The organism is Halopiger goleimassiliensis, from assembly GCF_000455345.1.
Taxonomy (GTDB): domain Archaea; phylum Halobacteriota; class Halobacteria; order Halobacteriales; family Natrialbaceae; genus Halopiger_A; species Halopiger_A goleimassiliensis.
Genome location: NZ_HG315690.1, coordinates 1,523,332 through 1,539,481 on the forward strand (window position 1 = coordinate 1,523,332; position 16,150 = coordinate 1,539,481).

At 66.0% G+C, this 16,150-nt stretch carries 19 protein-coding genes; 11 read left to right on the plus strand and 8 right to left on the minus strand.

Annotated elements, in window-relative coordinates; all coding sequences use genetic code 11:
• Positions 1-90: 90 nt before the first annotated feature.
• Complete coding sequence (locus TX79_RS07430) at positions 91-564, plus strand: peroxiredoxin (protein ID WP_049926832.1); 474 nt, start codon at positions 91-93, stop codon at positions 562-564.
• Positions 565-629: 65 nt separating this feature from the next.
• The gene (locus TX79_RS07435; RefSeq protein WP_049926833.1) at positions 630-1,106 is read left to right on the plus strand and encodes an Lrp/AsnC family transcriptional regulator; all 477 of its coding nucleotides are present in this window, start codon (positions 630-632) and stop codon (positions 1,104-1,106) included.
• A gap of 66 nt (positions 1,107-1,172) precedes the next feature.
• On the opposite strand, the gene TX79_RS07440 is transcribed toward TX79_RS07435, so the two are convergent.
• Both TX79_RS07440 and TX79_RS07445 read right to left on the minus strand, forming a co-directional pair.
• Positions 1,173-3,437, minus strand: a complete 2,265-nt coding sequence (locus TX79_RS07440; protein WP_049926834.1) for a CDC48 family AAA ATPase — start codon at positions 3,435-3,437, stop codon at positions 1,173-1,175.
• A complete protein-coding gene (locus TX79_RS07445) occupies positions 3,434-3,733 on the minus strand; it encodes a DUF7127 family protein (RefSeq protein ID WP_049926835.1) in 300 nt (99 codons plus the stop codon). The genes TX79_RS07440 and TX79_RS07445 overlap by 4 nt, the downstream gene beginning before the upstream one ends.
• A gap of 206 nt (positions 3,734-3,939) precedes the next feature.
• Here TX79_RS07445 and TX79_RS07450 point away from each other — a divergent pair, with 206 nt between their 5' ends.
• The 3 genes from TX79_RS07450 (at position 3,940) to TX79_RS19260 (ending at position 5,453) form a co-directional block, all read left to right on the plus strand.
• Positions 3,940-4,722: an alpha/beta fold hydrolase gene (locus TX79_RS07450; RefSeq protein ID WP_049926836.1), complete on the plus strand. Its 783-nt coding sequence runs from the start codon at positions 3,940-3,942 to the stop codon at positions 4,720-4,722.
• Between the two features lie 75 nt (positions 4,723-4,797).
• Entirely contained in the window at positions 4,798-5,097 is a 300-nt protein-coding gene (locus TX79_RS07455) for a hypothetical protein (protein WP_154660475.1), read from the plus strand.
• Entirely contained in the window at positions 5,094-5,453 is a 360-nt protein-coding gene (locus TX79_RS19260) for a hypothetical protein (RefSeq protein WP_154660476.1), read from the plus strand. Before TX79_RS07455 ends, TX79_RS19260 begins: the two co-directional genes overlap by 4 nt.
• Positions 5,454-5,628: 175 nt before the next feature.
• On the opposite strand, the gene panB is transcribed toward TX79_RS19260, so the two are convergent.
• A complete protein-coding gene (gene panB / locus TX79_RS07465) occupies positions 5,629-6,441 on the minus strand; it encodes a 3-methyl-2-oxobutanoate hydroxymethyltransferase (RefSeq protein ID WP_049926839.1) in 813 nt (270 codons plus the stop codon).
• Between the two features lie 105 nt (positions 6,442-6,546).
• Between panB and TX79_RS07470 the strand changes: the two genes are divergently transcribed.
• Positions 6,547-6,780 carry a DUF5822 domain-containing protein gene (locus tag TX79_RS07470; RefSeq protein ID WP_049928317.1) on the plus strand — a complete coding sequence of 78 codons (234 nt, stop codon included), beginning with the start codon at positions 6,547-6,549 and terminating at the stop codon, positions 6,778-6,780.
• 29 nt (positions 6,781-6,809) lie between these two features.
• Here TX79_RS07470 and TX79_RS07475 read toward each other — a convergent pair whose 3' ends face one another.
• Together TX79_RS07475 and TX79_RS07480 are read right to left on the minus strand one after the other, a co-directional pair.
• Complete coding sequence (locus TX79_RS07475) at positions 6,810-7,334, minus strand: HAD family hydrolase (RefSeq protein WP_049926840.1); 525 nt, start codon at positions 7,332-7,334, stop codon at positions 6,810-6,812.
• Between the two features lie 80 nt (positions 7,335-7,414).
• Entirely contained in the window at positions 7,415-8,575 is a 1,161-nt protein-coding gene (locus tag TX79_RS07480; protein ID WP_049926841.1) for an acyl-CoA dehydrogenase family protein, read from the minus strand.
• A 132-nt stretch (positions 8,576-8,707) separates the two neighbouring features.
• Here TX79_RS07480 and TX79_RS07485 point away from each other — a divergent pair, with 132 nt between their 5' ends.
• Entirely contained in the window at positions 8,708-9,778 is a 1,071-nt protein-coding gene (locus tag TX79_RS07485) for a hypothetical protein (protein ID WP_049926842.1), read from the plus strand.
• A 78-nt stretch (positions 9,779-9,856) separates the two neighbouring features.
• Here TX79_RS07485 and TX79_RS07490 read toward each other — a convergent pair whose 3' ends face one another.
• Entirely contained in the window at positions 9,857-10,534 is a 678-nt protein-coding gene (locus TX79_RS07490) for a helix-turn-helix domain-containing protein (protein WP_049926843.1), read from the minus strand.
• 231 nt (positions 10,535-10,765) lie between these two features.
• Positions 10,766-12,043 carry an HAD family hydrolase gene (locus TX79_RS07495; protein ID WP_049926844.1) on the minus strand — a complete coding sequence of 426 codons (1,278 nt, stop codon included), beginning with the start codon at positions 12,041-12,043 and terminating at the stop codon, positions 10,766-10,768.
• Between the two features lie 121 nt (positions 12,044-12,164).
• Between TX79_RS07495 and gfcR the strand changes: the two genes are divergently transcribed.
• Together gfcR and TX79_RS07505 are read left to right on the plus strand one after the other, a co-directional pair.
• Complete coding sequence (gfcR, locus tag TX79_RS07500) at positions 12,165-12,815, plus strand: transcriptional regulator GfcR (RefSeq protein WP_049926845.1); 651 nt, start codon at positions 12,165-12,167, stop codon at positions 12,813-12,815.
• Positions 12,816-12,948: 133 nt separating this feature from the next.
• Positions 12,949-13,617 (plus strand): DUF4399 domain-containing protein, encoded by a 669-nt coding sequence (locus TX79_RS07505; protein ID WP_081655507.1) that lies wholly within the window; start codon positions 12,949-12,951, stop codon positions 13,615-13,617.
• Positions 13,618-13,707: 90 nt separating this feature from the next.
• On the opposite strand, the gene TX79_RS07510 is transcribed toward TX79_RS07505, so the two are convergent.
• Complete coding sequence (locus tag TX79_RS07510; RefSeq protein ID WP_049926846.1) at positions 13,708-14,670, minus strand: transcription initiation factor IIB; 963 nt, start codon at positions 14,668-14,670, stop codon at positions 13,708-13,710.
• 162 nt (positions 14,671-14,832) lie between these two features.
• Between TX79_RS07510 and rnhA the strand changes: the two genes are divergently transcribed.
• A complete protein-coding gene (gene rnhA, locus TX79_RS07515; RefSeq protein ID WP_049926847.1) occupies positions 14,833-15,426 on the plus strand; it encodes a ribonuclease HI in 594 nt (197 codons plus the stop codon).
• Between the two features lie 60 nt (positions 15,427-15,486).
• A complete protein-coding gene (locus TX79_RS07520) occupies positions 15,487-16,134 on the plus strand; it encodes a DUF7108 family protein (protein WP_049926848.1) in 648 nt (215 codons plus the stop codon).
• The last annotated feature ends 16 nt before the right edge of the window (positions 16,135-16,150 follow it).

A 16,150-nucleotide genomic window follows, 5' to 3' on the forward strand; every position in this document is an offset into this window, starting at 1 on the left:
GGTTTCGAAAGCGGTGGATTCGACCGTGGAGCGTCCGCTCGCGACGGCAGAAATCGGAATACCTACAACGACCGTCGCGAACACGCCCCTATGCTCGACGTAGGCGACAGCGCTCCCGAGTTCGAACTCCCGAACCAACACGGCGAGACCGTCCGCCGATCCGACGTCGACGGTCGGCTGATCGTGTACTTCTTCCCCCGGGCCAACACCGACGGCTGTACGACAGAAGCCCGCGAGTTCGACGAGGTGATCGCCCGGGCCGACGACGTCGACTGCGAGGTCGTCGGCATCAGCGACGATCCCGTGGCGGATCTGGCTGACTTCGCCAACGAGTACGATCTCTCGTTCGATCTGCTCTCGGACGAGTTCGGCGAGGTCGCCACGCTCTACGACTCCTACGGAGAGAAACAGATGTTCGGCAACACGTTCGACGGCGTCTTCCGGAACACCTACGTCGTCGATTCCGACGGCACCGTCGAAGCGGCCTACGAGAACGTCTCCCCGGAGGGCCACGCCGAAACCGTCCTCGAGGACATCCACGGAGCGATTGCGGAACTGGACTGACGCCCCACGGTCCAGATCGCGAAAAGCGTTGAAAGACCCAAATAGGTCGATCGAATAAGCCGTCTATGGACGGTCCCCTCGACAGCACCGACGAGGCGATTCTCCAGGCGCTCCAGGACGACGCGCGGAACGTGACGACCGAGGAGATCGGCGAGCAGGTCGGCATCGCGGCGAGTACGGCCGCCTCGCGGCTGGCCGACCTCGAGGAGCGCGGGGTGATCGAGGGCTACATGCCGGTGATCGACTACGAGAAGGCGGGTTACGACTATCACATGCTCCTCGTGGGGACGATCCGCGACGACGAACGGGATTCCATCGTCGATCGCATCACCGAGATCGAGAACGTCATCTCGGTGACCGAACTGCTCGTCGACGAGAACAACGTCCACGTCGAACTGATCAGTCGCTCGCAGGAACGCACCGAAGACGTCGTCGAGGAACTAAACGAGCTCGGGCTCGAGATCACGACGACGGGCGTCGTCACCGACGAGCGGGATCGGACGTTCGATCACTTCGGCACGGAATCGACGAGCGGGGAGTGAGCCGGTCGCCGGAGCGTCGTCCGTCGGGCGTGAAAGAACCGAAAATCGGACCGCGGGACCGACGAGCTACTGGAAGGTGCGACCGAGCTGGTCCTGTTCCTGGGCCGGTTCGGCCCTGTCGAACTCCTCTTCGATCTCCTCGTAGCGCTCGCGCGTTTCGGGGGTCACGCTCGGGTTGACCTCCTCGAGGGCGTGCTCGAAGTGCTCGCGGCTGATGCGGACGTTCTCGATGGTGTCGGCCATCTCCTCGGGGTCGACCGAGTTGATGAACTCGCGGCTGGCGGCCATCGAGGCCTCGCGGCAGACCGCCTCGATGTCGGCACCGACGTAGCCCTCGGTTTCGCCCGCGAGCCAGTCGAGGTCGACCGCGTCGGCCAGGGGCTTGTCGCGGGTGTGAACCTCGAAGATCTTCTTGCGGGCCTCCTCGTCGGGGACGGGCACGTGGACGTGGCGGTCCAGCCGTCCCGGACGGAGCAACGCCTGGTCGATCAGGTCGGGACGGTTGGTCGTCGCGATGACGACGACGTCCTCGAGTTCCTCGAGGCCGTCCAGTTCCGTCAGCAGCTGTGAGACGACCCGCTCGCCGACGCCGGAGTCGGTCTGCGTGCGGCCGCGTTCGCCCGCGATGGAGTCGATCTCGTCGAAGAAGATCACCGTGGGTGCGTTCGCACGGGCCTTCTCGAAGATCTCGCGGACGCCCTTCTCCGACTCGCCGACGTACTTGTTCAGCAGTTCGGGACCCTTGATCGAGATGAAGTTCGACTGGGCCTCGTTGGCGACGGCTTTCGCGAGCAGCGTCTTCCCGGTGCCGGGCGGACCGTACATGAGGACGCCCTTGGCGGCCTGCATGTCCATCTGCTCGAAGACTTCGGGGTAGTCCAGCGGCCACTGGATCGTCTCGCGGAGGCGTTCCTTGGTGTCCTCTAAGCCGCCGACGTCGTTCCAGGTGACGTCGGGAACCTCGACGAAGACCTCCCGCATCGCGGAGGGCTGGATGCCCTTGAGCGCCTCCTTGAAGTCCTCCTCGCTGACCTGCAGCGACTCGAGCACCTCGGCGTCGATCTCGTCCTCCTCCAGGTCGAGGTCGGGACGGATGCGACGGAGGGCGTTCATCGCCCCTTCGCGGGCCAGCGACTCGAGGTCGGCCCCGACGAAGCCGTGGGTGTTCTCGGCGTACCGCTCGAGGTCGATCTCTTCCTCTAAGGGCATCCCGCGGGTGTGGACCTGCAGGATCTCCTTGCGGCCGTCCTTGTCGGGGACGCCGATCTCGATCTCGCGGTCGAAGCGACCGCCGCGACGGAGCGCGGGGTCGATGTCGTCGACGCGGTTGGTCGCGGCGATGACGGTGACGCGGCCGCGCTCCTCGAGGCCGTCCATCAGCGAGAGGAGTTGGGCGACCACGCGGCGTTCGACGTCGCCGCCGGCTTCCTCGCGCTTGGCCGCGATGGAGTCGAGTTCGTCGATGAAGATGATCGCGGGAGCGTTCTCCTCGGCCTCCTCGAAGACCTCGCGGAGTTGCTCCTCGCTCTCGCCGTAGTACTTGGACATGATCTCCGGACCGGAGATCGTCTCGAAGTGGGCGTCGATCTCGTTGGCGACGGCTTTCGCCATCAGCGTCTTGCCGGTGCCCGGCGGGCCGTGCAGGAGGACGCCCTTCGGTGGCTCGATGCCCAGCTGCTGGAACAGCTCGGGGTGGCGCATCGGCAACTCGATCATCTCGCGGACCTGGTCGAGTTCGTCGTCCAGGCCGCCGATGTCCTCGTAGGTGACGTCCGGGACGCCCTCCGGGGAGGCCCCGGTGCCGGAACTGACCTGTTCGGCGGGCGTCTCGGAGATCTCGATGTTCGTCGAGTCGGTGATGACGACCGTACCCGAGGGCGAGGTGCTCGCGATCTTCAGCGGCACCGACTGGCCGGAACTGGCCATCGGGCCGAACGAGAGCGAGAACGGCACCGTCTGCCCCTCGGTGACGGCCTGTCCGGAGAGCTTATCACGGACGAGCGGGCCGATGTCGCCGCGAATACGGAGGTTCTGCGGGAGCGCGACGGTGATCGACTTGGCGGGTTTGACGTCCGCCTGCTCGATGGTGACGGTGTCGTCGATCCCGACGTCGGCCTCCTGGCGGAGTCGTCCGTCGATCCGGACGATTCCGCGGCCCTCGTCCTCGGGATAGCCTGGCCAGACGCGAGCGACGGCCTGGCTGTCGCCTTTGCCCTGAATGACGATGTAATCGCCGTTCTCGAGGTCGAGTTCGCGCATCGACACGCGGTCGATGGCGGCCAGTCCGCGACCAGCGTCCTTCTGCTTGAGGGGTTTGACGGTGAGTTTCATACGGAAGCCTCCGTTTCGATAGTGAGGACCCCGTTTTTGATAAACGTGTGCGCGTCGTCAGCGTGCTCGGGGAGGTCGATCTCGTACTGCTCGTCGTCTTCGAGCGGCGCATCGCCGCTCGAACGGTCAGCGGAACGTCGTTCCGCGCTATCGACCACCACGATCACGGTGTCGTCGACGATGTCGACGGACGCGTCCGTCGCGGGCCCGAAGTCCACCGCCAGCACCGTGCTGTCGTCGTACTGGTACTGACGGGCTACCGTGCCCTCCTTGCGGGTGAATTGTTCGAGAGTCATATCGTACTAACTCGAGGTAAGCACTGCTACTATTTAAATCTTTCTCCAAGTAAGTCGGAGACGGTAGTACGATTCCTCGGAAATGATTGTTTGTGGTTCACAGCACTCCATCGGTGAACCGACCCGGATCGACTCGATCGGGGGACGTGCTCTCAGCAGGCTGGGTCGGTTCGAGCTTTTATGCGTACGTCCGGCGTAGTACGCGTATGTCGACGGTAGAACACCACGGTCGAGGGACGGCCTACGAGGTCGCCGATCGGTCCGGGGGTGGCCCTGCAGTCTGTTGTATCCACGGAAGCGGCGGGTCGCGGTCCGTCTGGCGCGCCCAGCACCGACTCGCCGACGACCGACCCATCGTCACGCTCGACCTCAGCGGTCACGGCGCGTCCGACGACATCGACGCCCGTCCGGGCTACGCCACGTTGTCGGCCTACGCCGACGACGTCATCGCCGTCGCCGAGGCGACCGACGCCCGCTATCTCGTCGGAAACTCGCTCGGCGGGGCGGTCGTCCTCCACGTCCTGCTCGAGCGCGACCTCGACCTCGACGGCGTCGTTCTCGCGGGAACGGGTGCCCGCCTGGGCGTGCTCGAGGACCTCCTCGAGTGGCTGAACGACGACTTCGACCGGGCCGTGGAGTTCCTGCACGGCCCGGGACGGCTCTTCGACGATCCGGACCCGCAACTCCGGGAGCGATCCAAGGAGGTGATGTACGACTGTGGGCAGGCCGTCACCAGGCGGGACTTTCTGACCTGCCATCGGTTCGACGTCAGGGATCGCCTCGACGAGATCGACGTCCCCGCGTTGGCAATCTGCGGTGAGAACGATCGACTGACGCCGCCACGATACCACGAGTACCTCGCGGACGGGATCGACGACGGGCGCTGCGTCACGATCGAGAACGCGGCCCACCTCGCGATGCTCGAGCGGCCGACCGCGTTCAACGACGCCGTCCGTGACTTCCTCGAGCGCGTCGGCGGGGACGCGTAACACTCTCCTGCCCGGGGTTCTCTACCTGGCGCTCACCGGGCGTTCTCGAGCGCCACGAACGACTCCCCGTCGGCCGTGATCCACCGGGAAATGATATTATCTTCCTCGAAATGCATGGTAATAAATATGCTCCGGAGACACATTCTCGCGGTGGTCGGTGGGATCGCTGCCGTCGGAGGGTATCTGGCTGGTCGATTTCACGGCGGCGATCGGTGGGGGACGCCGGACTACGAACAGCGATACGAACTGGGACACGCTGACAGGTTGTCGGTGGACACTGTTCCCAACCGGGAGTTCGAGTTACAAGACGACGGAGAGACGGTTGTGCTCGATCACGAACCGGGGGACACCTACGAAGTCGAACTCGACTCGTGAGCACAGGCGTCGCCGCCAGCGTGGCGAGTACGGCAGTCAGGGAGGAACTTCGCTCATCCCTTTCGATCGACCACATCACGATCGGATTTGGAGGCGTAGAGTTCAACCGGCTTCCGGACGCAGACGCTTCGGAGTTCGACGCCGACGAGGGCGTGAAAGTGACGTGGCCCGCCCAAGTAGACGTCGATGCCCCGGCGACGACCTTCGATGATCTCGTCGATGCCCCGGCGACGACCTTCGATGATCTCGTCGATGCCAGTCCGCGATCGGTCACCGTCACCCTTGACGTTGACGGGCACGAGTACACGGCAGTCGTGCCGGTTGTGTGCGTTATCCGAGCCAGGAAACGCTACTGAGGCCGGTCCTCGTGACGACAACGACTCTCCGAATCGGTCTTTGAACTGACTACTTCCAGGATGAGAACCGATAGGTTTGGCTCCTATTCGATATGAGATACGACTGGAACGTCGTCTTTTACTCGGCGAAAACCGCAAGATGTGGCGGCTTATTGTACTTTCGCTCTTTTTGAGTTCAGTAGATGTCCTCGAGGTCGCCCTCCTCGTGGCTGTGTTCCTCGGCGGGGAACGCGCCGGATTCGACGGCCTCGACGTACGCCTCGACTGCGGACGCCATCTCGGCGCGGACGTCGCCGAACTGCTTCGCGAACGAGGGTGACCACTCGCTCAGCCCCACCGCGTCGTCGACGACGAGCACCTGGCCGTCGCAGTCCGGCCCCGCGCCGATACCGATCGTCGGCGTCTCGAGGGTCTCGGTGACCGTCGCCGCGAGGTTCGCGGGCACGTGCTCGAGGACGAGCGAGAACGCGCCCGCGTCCTCGTGGGCCTGTGCGAGCTCGAGGATGCGCTCGGCGGCGTCCTGATCGGTTCCCTGTCGCGGGTAGCCGCCGTACTGGTTGACGTGCTGGGGAGTCAGGCCGAGGTGAGCCATGACCGGGATGCCCAGTTCGACCAGCCGTTCGGTCAACTCGACCGTGTGCGGGCCGCACTCGAGTTTGACGGCCTCGGCGTCGGCCTCCTTGAGCATCCGGCCCGCGTTCTCGATGCTGTCGCTCTCGTCGACGCCGAAGGAGAGGAAAGGCATATCGGCGACGACGAGCGCGTCGTCGATCGCCCGCGAGACGGCGCTGACGTGGCGAACCATGTCGTCGACGGTGACCGGCAGCGTCGTCTCGTAGCCCAGCGACGTGTTGCCGACGCTGTCGCCCACGAGGACGATATCGACGCCCGCCTCGTCGACGATGGCGGCGGTCGGCGCGTCGTAGGCCGTCAGCATGGTGATCGGTTCGTCTCCCTCGTTCGTTCGGATGTCCCGAACCGTGGGCATGCCCGACCGTTGGCGTGCGAGCACTAAACGTCACCCGTTCCACGGTGCGGCCGGGCGAACGCGTAACCCGCGAGGCTTAAGGGGACACGCTCTGGAGTGTCCATCGTGCCGGAACCCGTCGAAACGACCAACCCTGACGGCGTCGATTACGGGTGGGTGATGCAGGTCACCTTCCTGCTGACGATCCTGGTCGGCGTCCCGATCGTCGCCCTCCTCTCGACGCTCGTCGACCTGCCGTCCTGGGGCGCTCGAGCGGAGTTCGCGGTCCGGGTTGGCGCACCCATCTGGCTGGTGACGTCGCTGGCCGTGTTCGCGTACGCGAAGCGAACCCAGGAGTGACGGAGCGTCGTCTCGAGCGTGCCCCGCTGTCACTCCTGCACGTACTCGAAGGCCGTTCCCGCCCGTTCGGCGGTCAGTTCGTCGCGAGGGGAGTCGCCGACGAACAGCGTTCCCTCGGGCGTTGCGCCGAGTCGCGATATCGCCTCGAGCAACGGCTCCGGATCCGGTTTTCGCGTATCGACCGTATCGCGACCGACGACTGCCGCTACCTCGCCCGTCAGGTCGTGTTCCTCGAGCGCGATCCGGCAGGCCCGCTCGCAGTTCAGCGAACAGACGCCGACCGGCACCGACAGATCGACGAGTTCGTCGGCGTGAGCGAGGCGTGGCGCGGATCTGGCACCTTCCCGCTCGTACCTCGCGACGGTCGACTCGACCTCGCCGTCGAGTCCGGCCTCGGCGGCCCCGTCGAGGAGGTCCCAGAGATCGCGGCTCGGCGGTTCGACGCCGGCGGACTCGTACACCGAGCGGACGTCCGAAGCGACGGCGTCCCAGTCGACGTCGAGTTCCACGAGGGTGCCGTCGAGGTCGTAGACGACGGCGTCGTACTCGCTCATGGTCGCCGATAGGACGGGGAGCGGAATAGCGACTTCGGTGCCGAACGCGGCCCCCGAGTGGAACGGATCGGGGCGTCCGGCTACTCGAGCAGTTCCCGGGCGATCACCGTCTTCTGGATTTCGGTCGTCCCCTCGTAGATTTCGGTGATCTTGGCGTCGCGGTAGAGCCGTTCGACCTCGCCCTCGGTGACGTAGCCGTAGCCGCCGTGGATCTGGACGGCCTCGTTCGTGACGAACATCGCGGTCTCGCTCGCGAAGTACTTCGCCATGCTCGCCTCGAGCGCGGCGGCCTTGCCCGACTCGTCCTCGTTGTCGGCCCGCTTGCGGGCCGCGTCGCGCGTGAGCAGGCGGGCGGCACGGACTCGAGTGGCCATCTCGGCCAGTTTGTGCCTGATGGTCTGGACGTCCGCGATGGGCTGGTCGAACTGCTCGCGGTCCTGTGCGTACGCGAGCGCTTCGTCGAGGGCCCGCTGGGCGAGCCCCACCGACTGGGCTGCGATGGCGATCCGGCCCCCGGTGAGGATGTGGAAGGCGGCGGAGAGGCCGTCGCCGACCGCGGTCAGGCGGTTCTCCGCGGGGATGCGTACGCCGTCGAAGGTAAGGCTCGTGGTGTCGCTCGCGCGCAGGCCGAGTTTGTCCTCGGGGTCGCCCACGGAGAGACCGTCGACGTCACCTGGAACCAGGAACTGCGTGACCGTCGACGGATCGTCCCGGTCCGTCTTCGCGAACAGGACGTAGACGTCGGCCCGCTGTCCGTTCGTGATCCACTGTTTCTCGCCAGTGATCTCGTAGGCCTCGACTTCGCCGTCCGGCCCCTCGACGGGGCGGGCCTCCGTCGTCATCTCCGCGGGGTTCGATCCAGCGTGGGGTTCCGAAAGTGCGAACGCACCGACCGGGCGGCCCTCGGCCATCTCGGGCAGCCACCGTTCGCGCTGTGGTTCGCTTCCGAACGCGGCGATGCAGGAGGTGGCCAGCCCGTGGACGGACAGCGCCGTCGCGACGGCCAGGCTGCCGTAGGCCAGTTCCTCGTAGACGACGCTCGCGGTGACGGGATCGGCGTCGAACCCGCCGTACGTCTCGGGAACCGTCATCCCGGTCAGGTCGAGGTCCGCCAGCCCGTCCCAGACGCCTTCCGGAAACTCCGCGTCCCTGTCGGCCTCGAGCGCGATCGGATCGATCTCGTTCGCGACGAACTCCCCGACCGTCTCACGGATCGCGGCCCGTTCCGCACTGCGTTCCATGGCGGCCATTCGAGGCCCGTCGGAAAAAGGTTCCACCGACTCAGGGTGTTTGACCGATTCGGATTCGATTCAGCCGACCGATCCCGGTCGGTTCCGCAATCCTTTTCGGATTTCGATCGCCTCGTGCAGTCGATGAAACAGTACACGTCGCGTCGTGAATTTATCCGCACGGGCGGCTGCTGTCTGACCGCTCTCGGGACGGTCGGACTGGCCGGCTGTGCGAGCAGCTTCCCGGGCACGGGCGGAGACGATGACGACGGGATCGACCCGTGGCTCGTCGATCCGGAGCCGTCGGCGTTCGTCCGCGAGGGCTACGAGATCGAGGCCCACGAATTCCGCGAGCGCCGATTCAGGTATCAGGAGCCATCCGTCGTCCTCGAGTACGACGATCACCTCTCGAGCGACGAACTCTGGGGACGGCTCGTGCGGGACGCGTTCAACGTGCCCGCGATGGAGGTCGACTGGCAACTGTACCAGCACGTCGACTGGTGGCTCGACCTCTACAACGTCGACAACGGCGCGGACGTCGACGAGACCCTCCAGCCGGAGATTCACGTCCTCGCGGGCTCGTTCGATCCCGAGGAGATCGCGACCTACCTCGAGGACGACTCCAACGGCGACGTCGTGTCTGTGGGGTCGGTCCACGGCTTCGACCGCTACGAACTCGGGAGTTTTCGGTTCGCCGTCCGGGACGACTACCTGGTGCAAACGCGGGGTGACGTCTGGATCGATCCAGACGCCGTCCTCGAGTACGTACTCGACGCTCGCTGGGGCGAGGACGGTGACGGGTCGGGGAATACGCGCCGGTGGACCGACGACGACCGCGCGGGTGCCCTCCTCGCCGAGCGCGGGTCGGGACAGTTCGTCCGCGGGACCGTCTTCCCGCCAGTCGACCCCGTCGAGGAACCCGCTTACGACTGGGAGTGGCAGACGGACCTCGTGGGTACGTCGCGAGCGCTCGAAGTCGACGGAGCGACGACCGACGTCGTCGACGCCGTCTGCTACGATTCCGAAGCCGACGCCGAACGCGAGGCCTTCCGGGACTTCGTCGACGCGAATCGCGACGTCGACGACGAGGCGTTCCCCACGCTCGAGGAGTACGACGTCGAGCGATCCGAAGAGTTCCCCGCCGTGCTCGTGCTCGAAGGGACCGCCCGCACGGGTTCGATCGTCGGCTCTCGCGGGCCGGAGCGGGAGTTCTAGCTCCGACGACGGCCGAATCCGCGACTGCGGGCGACGGCTGCCGTACCAACCCGACGCAGTCCGACGGTGACCACAGCCTCAATCCGTGGCTACCGGCTCCGACGCCTCGTCGAGTTGCTCGCTGGCGAGAACGCGATTAGCCCGACGCAGGCGCTCCGAGAGCGCCTGGTGGGAGATGTCCAGTTCGTTCGCGAGTTCCTCCAGCGAGATTTCGCGGGGAACGTCGTAGTAGCCCTGGCGGTACGCCTCGGCGATTGCCTCCTGCTGGGGTTCGGTCAGGGCCGCGGCGGTCTCGAGGTCCTCGTCGGCACCCGCGTCGACCATCCGTCGGACGTCGACGCGGACGCCGCGGTCCTCGATCGCGTCTACCGCATCTGAAAGGCCCTCACGTTCCGGAAAGAGGAGTCGAACCGTCCACTGGCCGTCCGAGACCTGGGCGTCGAGGACGGTTCCCTCGTGTTCGTAGATCAACTGACAGACCGAGGCGACGTCCTCGCCGTACTGGAGTCGGTAGAACCATTCGTCGTCGTCGCTGCTCTCGAGCAATCGGAGGTACTCGTCGACGGTCGGATCCGCCTCGAGGGCGGCCTCTAGCTCGTCGGGATCGACGTTGGAGAACCAGACGAGTGGCATCGTCCGCACCGGCCCCTCCGCGACGACGCTCTCGACGCGAAGTTCCAGGTCCGGCAGTCGCTCCTTCGTCGCTGCGAGTGCGAACTCCTCCGTCGGAAGCGTGAGTTCTGCGATCGTGGTCATGGGTAGTCACCTCGGGTGAAACGGACGAGTCCGAACCGAACGATGTCGCTCTCGAGTCGGGGGACTCGAAGCGCTTCGAACGGGACGCCGATCCCGGCCACCGAACCGGTCGCCGAGCACCGATCCGGCGGGATCGCGCTACGAGAAGGAAACCGGCCGACGCGGTTGATGGGCAGGCTTTTGTGTTCCGGTCGTTTAAGTGGCCGACTCGCGGCGCGGACGGTGCAGCCCTCAGTGCAGGCGATTCAGTCGATTGAGCGCGTAGACGGTCCGGAGGACGTCGACGCTTTTCCCCCGGTCGAAGATCAGTTCGTCCGTCTCGAGGACGTGTTCGACGGTGTCCCGCGAGGCGTGCTCCGGTGCCGCGGCGATTCCGGCGTCGTTCTCGGCGATCCACTCCATCACGCGCAGGTCGCTCTTCGAGTCGCCCATCACGAGCGCGAACGGATCCTCGACGTCCAGCACGTCCAGCGCCCGCTCGACGCCGACGACCTTGTTCAACTCGAGGCTGCCGATCTCGGCGGCGTCGGCCTCGTAGTAGGCGACGTCGATCCGCTCGAGTACCGCCTCGAGCGCGTCGGGAACGGCGTCGACGTCGAGGTCCGGGTAGGCCCCCTCGCTCTCGAGGACGGCCCTGATCTCGGGGTCCTGATCGGCGTAGAACGCGCGGGTCCAGTGGGCGATCGGTTCGCCCGCGAGCGTTCGTCCCCCGTTCCCGTCCGCGTCGCCGTCCTCGAGCGTCGCGCCGACGGCGTCGGCCAGCAGATCGATCAGGTAAATCAGCGCCTCGTCGATGATCTCGCGGGCCCGCGAGGAGCCGGTCTCGTAGTTGGGCTTCATCGTCACGTTGAACTCGTTGCCCTGCAGGTGACAGCCCCGTCGCAGATCCTCCGGGGCCTCGGGCAGCACCCGCGAGCGGACGTCGTCGAAGACGGTCCGGATCTCCGCGTCCAGGTCCTCGTAGAGCAACTGCTTGGTGTCGGCCCCGTGGCCCGGCGTGAAGACGCCCGTTCCGGCTTCGTAGACGATCGAGAGGTCGCCGGAGTGGACGATCTCACTGCCCAGCCCCTGGATCGCGAACCCCTTGACGTTCTCTAAGGTCTGGCCCGTACAGATGACGATGGGGACGCCCGCCTCGTAAAACTCGGTCAGCATGTGCAGCGTCTCGCGCGGGATCTCGTTGTCCGTTCCGCCGGCCGAGCGGAGCGTCTCGTCGACGTCCAGGACGAGTACGTTCACGGCCCGGCCGTACTTGGCCTCGAGGTCCAGCGCCGTGAACGCCTGATCGCGGGTCGCCCGGGCGGCGACCTCGGCGAACGTCTCGCCGGCCGCGAACGCCGATCGGATCTCGTCCTTCCGTTCCTCGAGTTCCTCCGTCGCCGACTGCCAGTGTTCCAGCGCGACCCGGGAGTCGACCGGCGGGAAGACGTCGACGAACTCCTGGTACTCCCGGAGGGTCTTCGTGTCGTACTCGTCGTAGAGCCGATAGACGAGGTCGTACCGTTCCATGTCACCTACAGGCAGGGGCAGTCGGATAACCGTTTTCGGTCGTAGTGCGTGCGCACCCGTTGGCTCGATCACGCCGAAACCGGACGACACGTCTATAAAAGCGGCCGGCAAAGTCCACCGTATGAAAAACGTCGACGACCTCATCGAGAGCGCCGCCGAGCTGGCCGATCGCGGGCTCTCGAAGGGTGAAATCGCGGACGAACTGAACGTCTCGCGGGAGACCGCGAGCTGGCTGGTCGAGCGCAGCGGCGCGACGCCCGAACCGCAGGAGAGACCGACCGACGACGAATCCAGCGCCGGCGGCCCGCAGGACATCCACGTCGACTGGTCGGCGATCGGTCGCGACAGCGAGCGGATGAGCCACATCGCCGCCGCGATGGCGAACCTGCTCACCAAACACGGCGAAGACGTCGACCTCACCGTGGGTATCGAGAAGGCCGGCGGCCCCATCGCGACGCTGGTCGCCCGCGAACTCGAGACCGACCTGGCGACCTACACCCCGGCGAAACACCAGTGGGAGGAAGGCGACATCGAGGACCTGGGCGGCACCTTCAGCCGGAACTTCGCCGGCATCCGCGACCGCGAGTGCTACGTGGTCGACGACACGATCACGAGCGGGACGACGATGCGCGAGACCATCGACGCGATCCGCACCGAGGGCGGCGAACCGCTCGCCTGCGTCGTCATCGCGGACAAACAGGGCCTCGAGCAGGTCGACGGCGTCCCGGTGTACTCGTTGGTACAGGTCATCAGCGTCGGCCAGCGGGACTGATACATCGGGGCGATCGGCCCGTCGGCGCGTCTCGTTCGCCCGTGAGTCTGCGCCCGATTTCCCTGGAGATTCGCCCGTAGCGAACGCAAGGCCGGTTCTTTTCGGTTCGAGTCGTCCAGCTACATCGAGACCAATGACCGAGTTTACACGCCGTCGACTGCTGGCCGGGAGCGGGGCGCTGGCCGCGGCGACCGTCGCGGGCTGTACCGACGCCGGACCGGGCGAATCGGACGAACCCGATCAGGACGGAGACGCACCCATAGGAGCCGGCGGCAACGAGTCGGAGGCGACCGACGGAGAGGGGGAGAACCAGACCGAAGAGGACGCGCAGGAGGAAGCCGTCGAAGACGTCAACCACGCGGATCCCGACGGCTCGATCGAGTTCGTACAACCGGAGGACGGCGACGAGAGCTCGAGTCCCGTCCAGATCGAGGCCGCGGTCGAGGGGTTCGAACTCGCGTCCGTCGAGGAGGACGACGTCGAGGACGGCACCGGCCACCTCCACGTGATCGTCGACGAAGGCTGTATCGAGCCCGAGTACACGATCCCTCAGGAGGAGGGGTACCACCACCTCAGCGAGGGCGAAACCGAGATCGAACTCGACCTCGAGCCGGGCGAGCACGATCTCTGTCTCCAGGCCGGCGACGGCCTCCACGACGCGTACGATCTGACCGACGAGATCACGATCGAGGTGACGGACGGCGGGAACGAGAGCGAAGAGGCCGACGATAGCGACGGGGGGAACGGAAACGAGAGCGCGGAGGCCGACGACAGCGACGGAGCGGACGACGAGACCAACTGAGCAGGGACCCATTCACGAGGTCGGACCGGCCGGGAGAGCGGCCGCTCCGTCGTACGTGGCGGGCCAAAAAACGAGCGGTGAACGGACGACTTAGCCGTGGATGCCCATCGCTTCGATCTGTTCCTGATACCGGTTCCGGATCGTCACTTCGGTCACCTGCGCGACGTCGGCGACTTCGCGCTGGGTCTTCTTCTCGTTACAGAGCAGCGAGGCGGCGTAGATCGCGGCGGCGGCGTATCCGGTCGGCGACTTGCCCGAGAGCAGGCCTTCCTCGGCCGTCTTCTCGATGATCTCGTTGGCCTTGGTCTGGACCTCCTCGGACAGTTCGAGTTCAGAACAGAAGCGCGGGACGTACTTTTTCGGGTCGACGGGTCGCATCTCCAGGCCGAGTTCCTGCGAGATGTATCGATACGTCCGACCGATCTCTTTTCGTTCGACGCGTGAGACTTCCGAAATCTCCTCGAGACTGCGCGGAATGCCTTCCTTTCGACAGGCAGCGTACAGCGCGGAGGTCGCGACGCCCTCGATCGAGCGTCCCCGGATGAGGTCTTCCTTGAGCGCGCGCCGGTAGATCACCGACGCGACCTCGCGGACCGAGCGCGGGACCCCCAGCGCGGAGGCCATCCGGTCGATCTCCGAGAGCGCGAACTGCAGGTTGCGCTCGCCGGCGTCTTTCGTTCGGATGCGTTCTTGCCACTTGCGCAGCCGGTGCATCTGACTGCGTTTCTTCGAGGAAATCGAGCGCCCGTAGGCGTCTTTGTCCTTCCAGTCGATCGTCGTCGTCAGCCCCTTGTCGTGCATCGTCTGGGTCGTCGGCGCGCCGACGCGGGACTTCTCCTGCCGCTCCTGGTGGTTGAACGCCCGCCACTCAGGACCGGGATCGATCTTCTCCTCCTCCACGACGAGCCCACAGTCTTCACAGATGAGCTCACCCCGGTCGGAGTCTTTCACGAGATTGTCCGATTCACACTCGGGACACGCACGTACCCCCTCTTGTTCCTCGGTCTCGTCCGTCTCACGCGTTCGCTCCCGCTGGCGGGTGGACCGTGTCATCGCACTTTTATAGTAGTAGCACCATACTATATAAATGCTTGGTAACTGTTTTTCCCGTTTGAGTGTTATTCGCCGATCCTCGGCGATACAATGCCTCAGGGCCGGAGTTTACGCTTTGAAACCGGAAAGACTTTATCCCGATCCGGGCCATCCCGGAGACGAATGCCCGTCATCGAGTGTGACGTCGACGCCGCCCGAGAGCGCCTCGAGGACGCCGGCGTGTCGGTCGAATCGGGGAACACCGACCACGAACGCTGGCGCGCGAGCCGGGGCGACGCCACCGCTGTCGCCTACGACGAGAAGGTCGTGATCCAGGGGGCGAACCCGCAGGACCTCGAGGCGATCCTCCGCGAGGGCGGCGGCCGCGCGCACGTCTACTTCGACGGCGCGTCACGGGGTAACCCCGGCCAGGCGGCCATCGGCTGGGTGATCGTCACCGGCGACGGCATCGTCGCCGACGGCAACGAACGAATCGGGCGCGCGACGAACAACCAGGCCGAGTACGAGGCGCTGATCGCCGCGCTCGAGGCCGCGCGCGACTACGGCTACGACGAGGTCCACGTCCGGGGCGACTCGGAACTCATCGTCAAGCAGGTGCGGGGCGAGTACGACACCAACAACCCCGAACTGCGCGAGAAGCGCGTCACCGTCCACGAACTCCTCTCCGCCTTCGACGAGTGGACGCTCGAGCACGTCCCCCGGGAGGTCAACGAGCGCGCGGACGACCTCGCGAACGAGGCCCTCGACCGGGGCTAGCCCGTCGGTGGGGACCGACACTGGCAAACCCGCGCGTCGGCTACGCGGGTATCGAGGACAATGAGCGATCCGATGGACGAGGGAGACCGACGCCGCGAGCGAGCCGACGGCGCGGGCGAGGCCGACGGATCGGACACCGAGACCGACGACGAACTCCCGCGCGACGTCGTCCAGGAGGCCGAGCGCCTCACGCGACTCGAGCGAACGGTCCCCGACGAGGACGAGGCGTCCGCCCACGCCGAGCGGCGGGCCGAACTGCTCGACGACCACGATTTTACCGCACGCATCCGCGACGACGACGGGGACGACGTCCTCGTCTTGCATCCCGCGGAGTGGCAGGAGGACGGCGTCATCAGGACCGACCGGATCGAGGACGTCTCCCGCGCCGAGGAGATCCCGCTCGAGGGGACGGGGGATCCGGACGAGTGGGACGACGTCGACGCGCACAACCGGTCGCTCGTCGAGGACGTGAGAACCGCACACGGCGAGGTTCACGGGGACAACGCGGCGGCGCTGGCCGATTTCGTCGGCAATCACTACGCGAAGACCATCGAGTCGCTGACGGCCGCAGAACTCGCGGAGTTTCGGTACGACTACTTCGTTCGAAACGCGTGGCCGTCCGAGAAGCAACGAGACGCGATCGACGAGTCGATCGGGCTCGTCTACGAGACGGCCGGTGAACCGGTGCCCGACTACCGGACGGAGTGACCGATCGCCGGGGTGC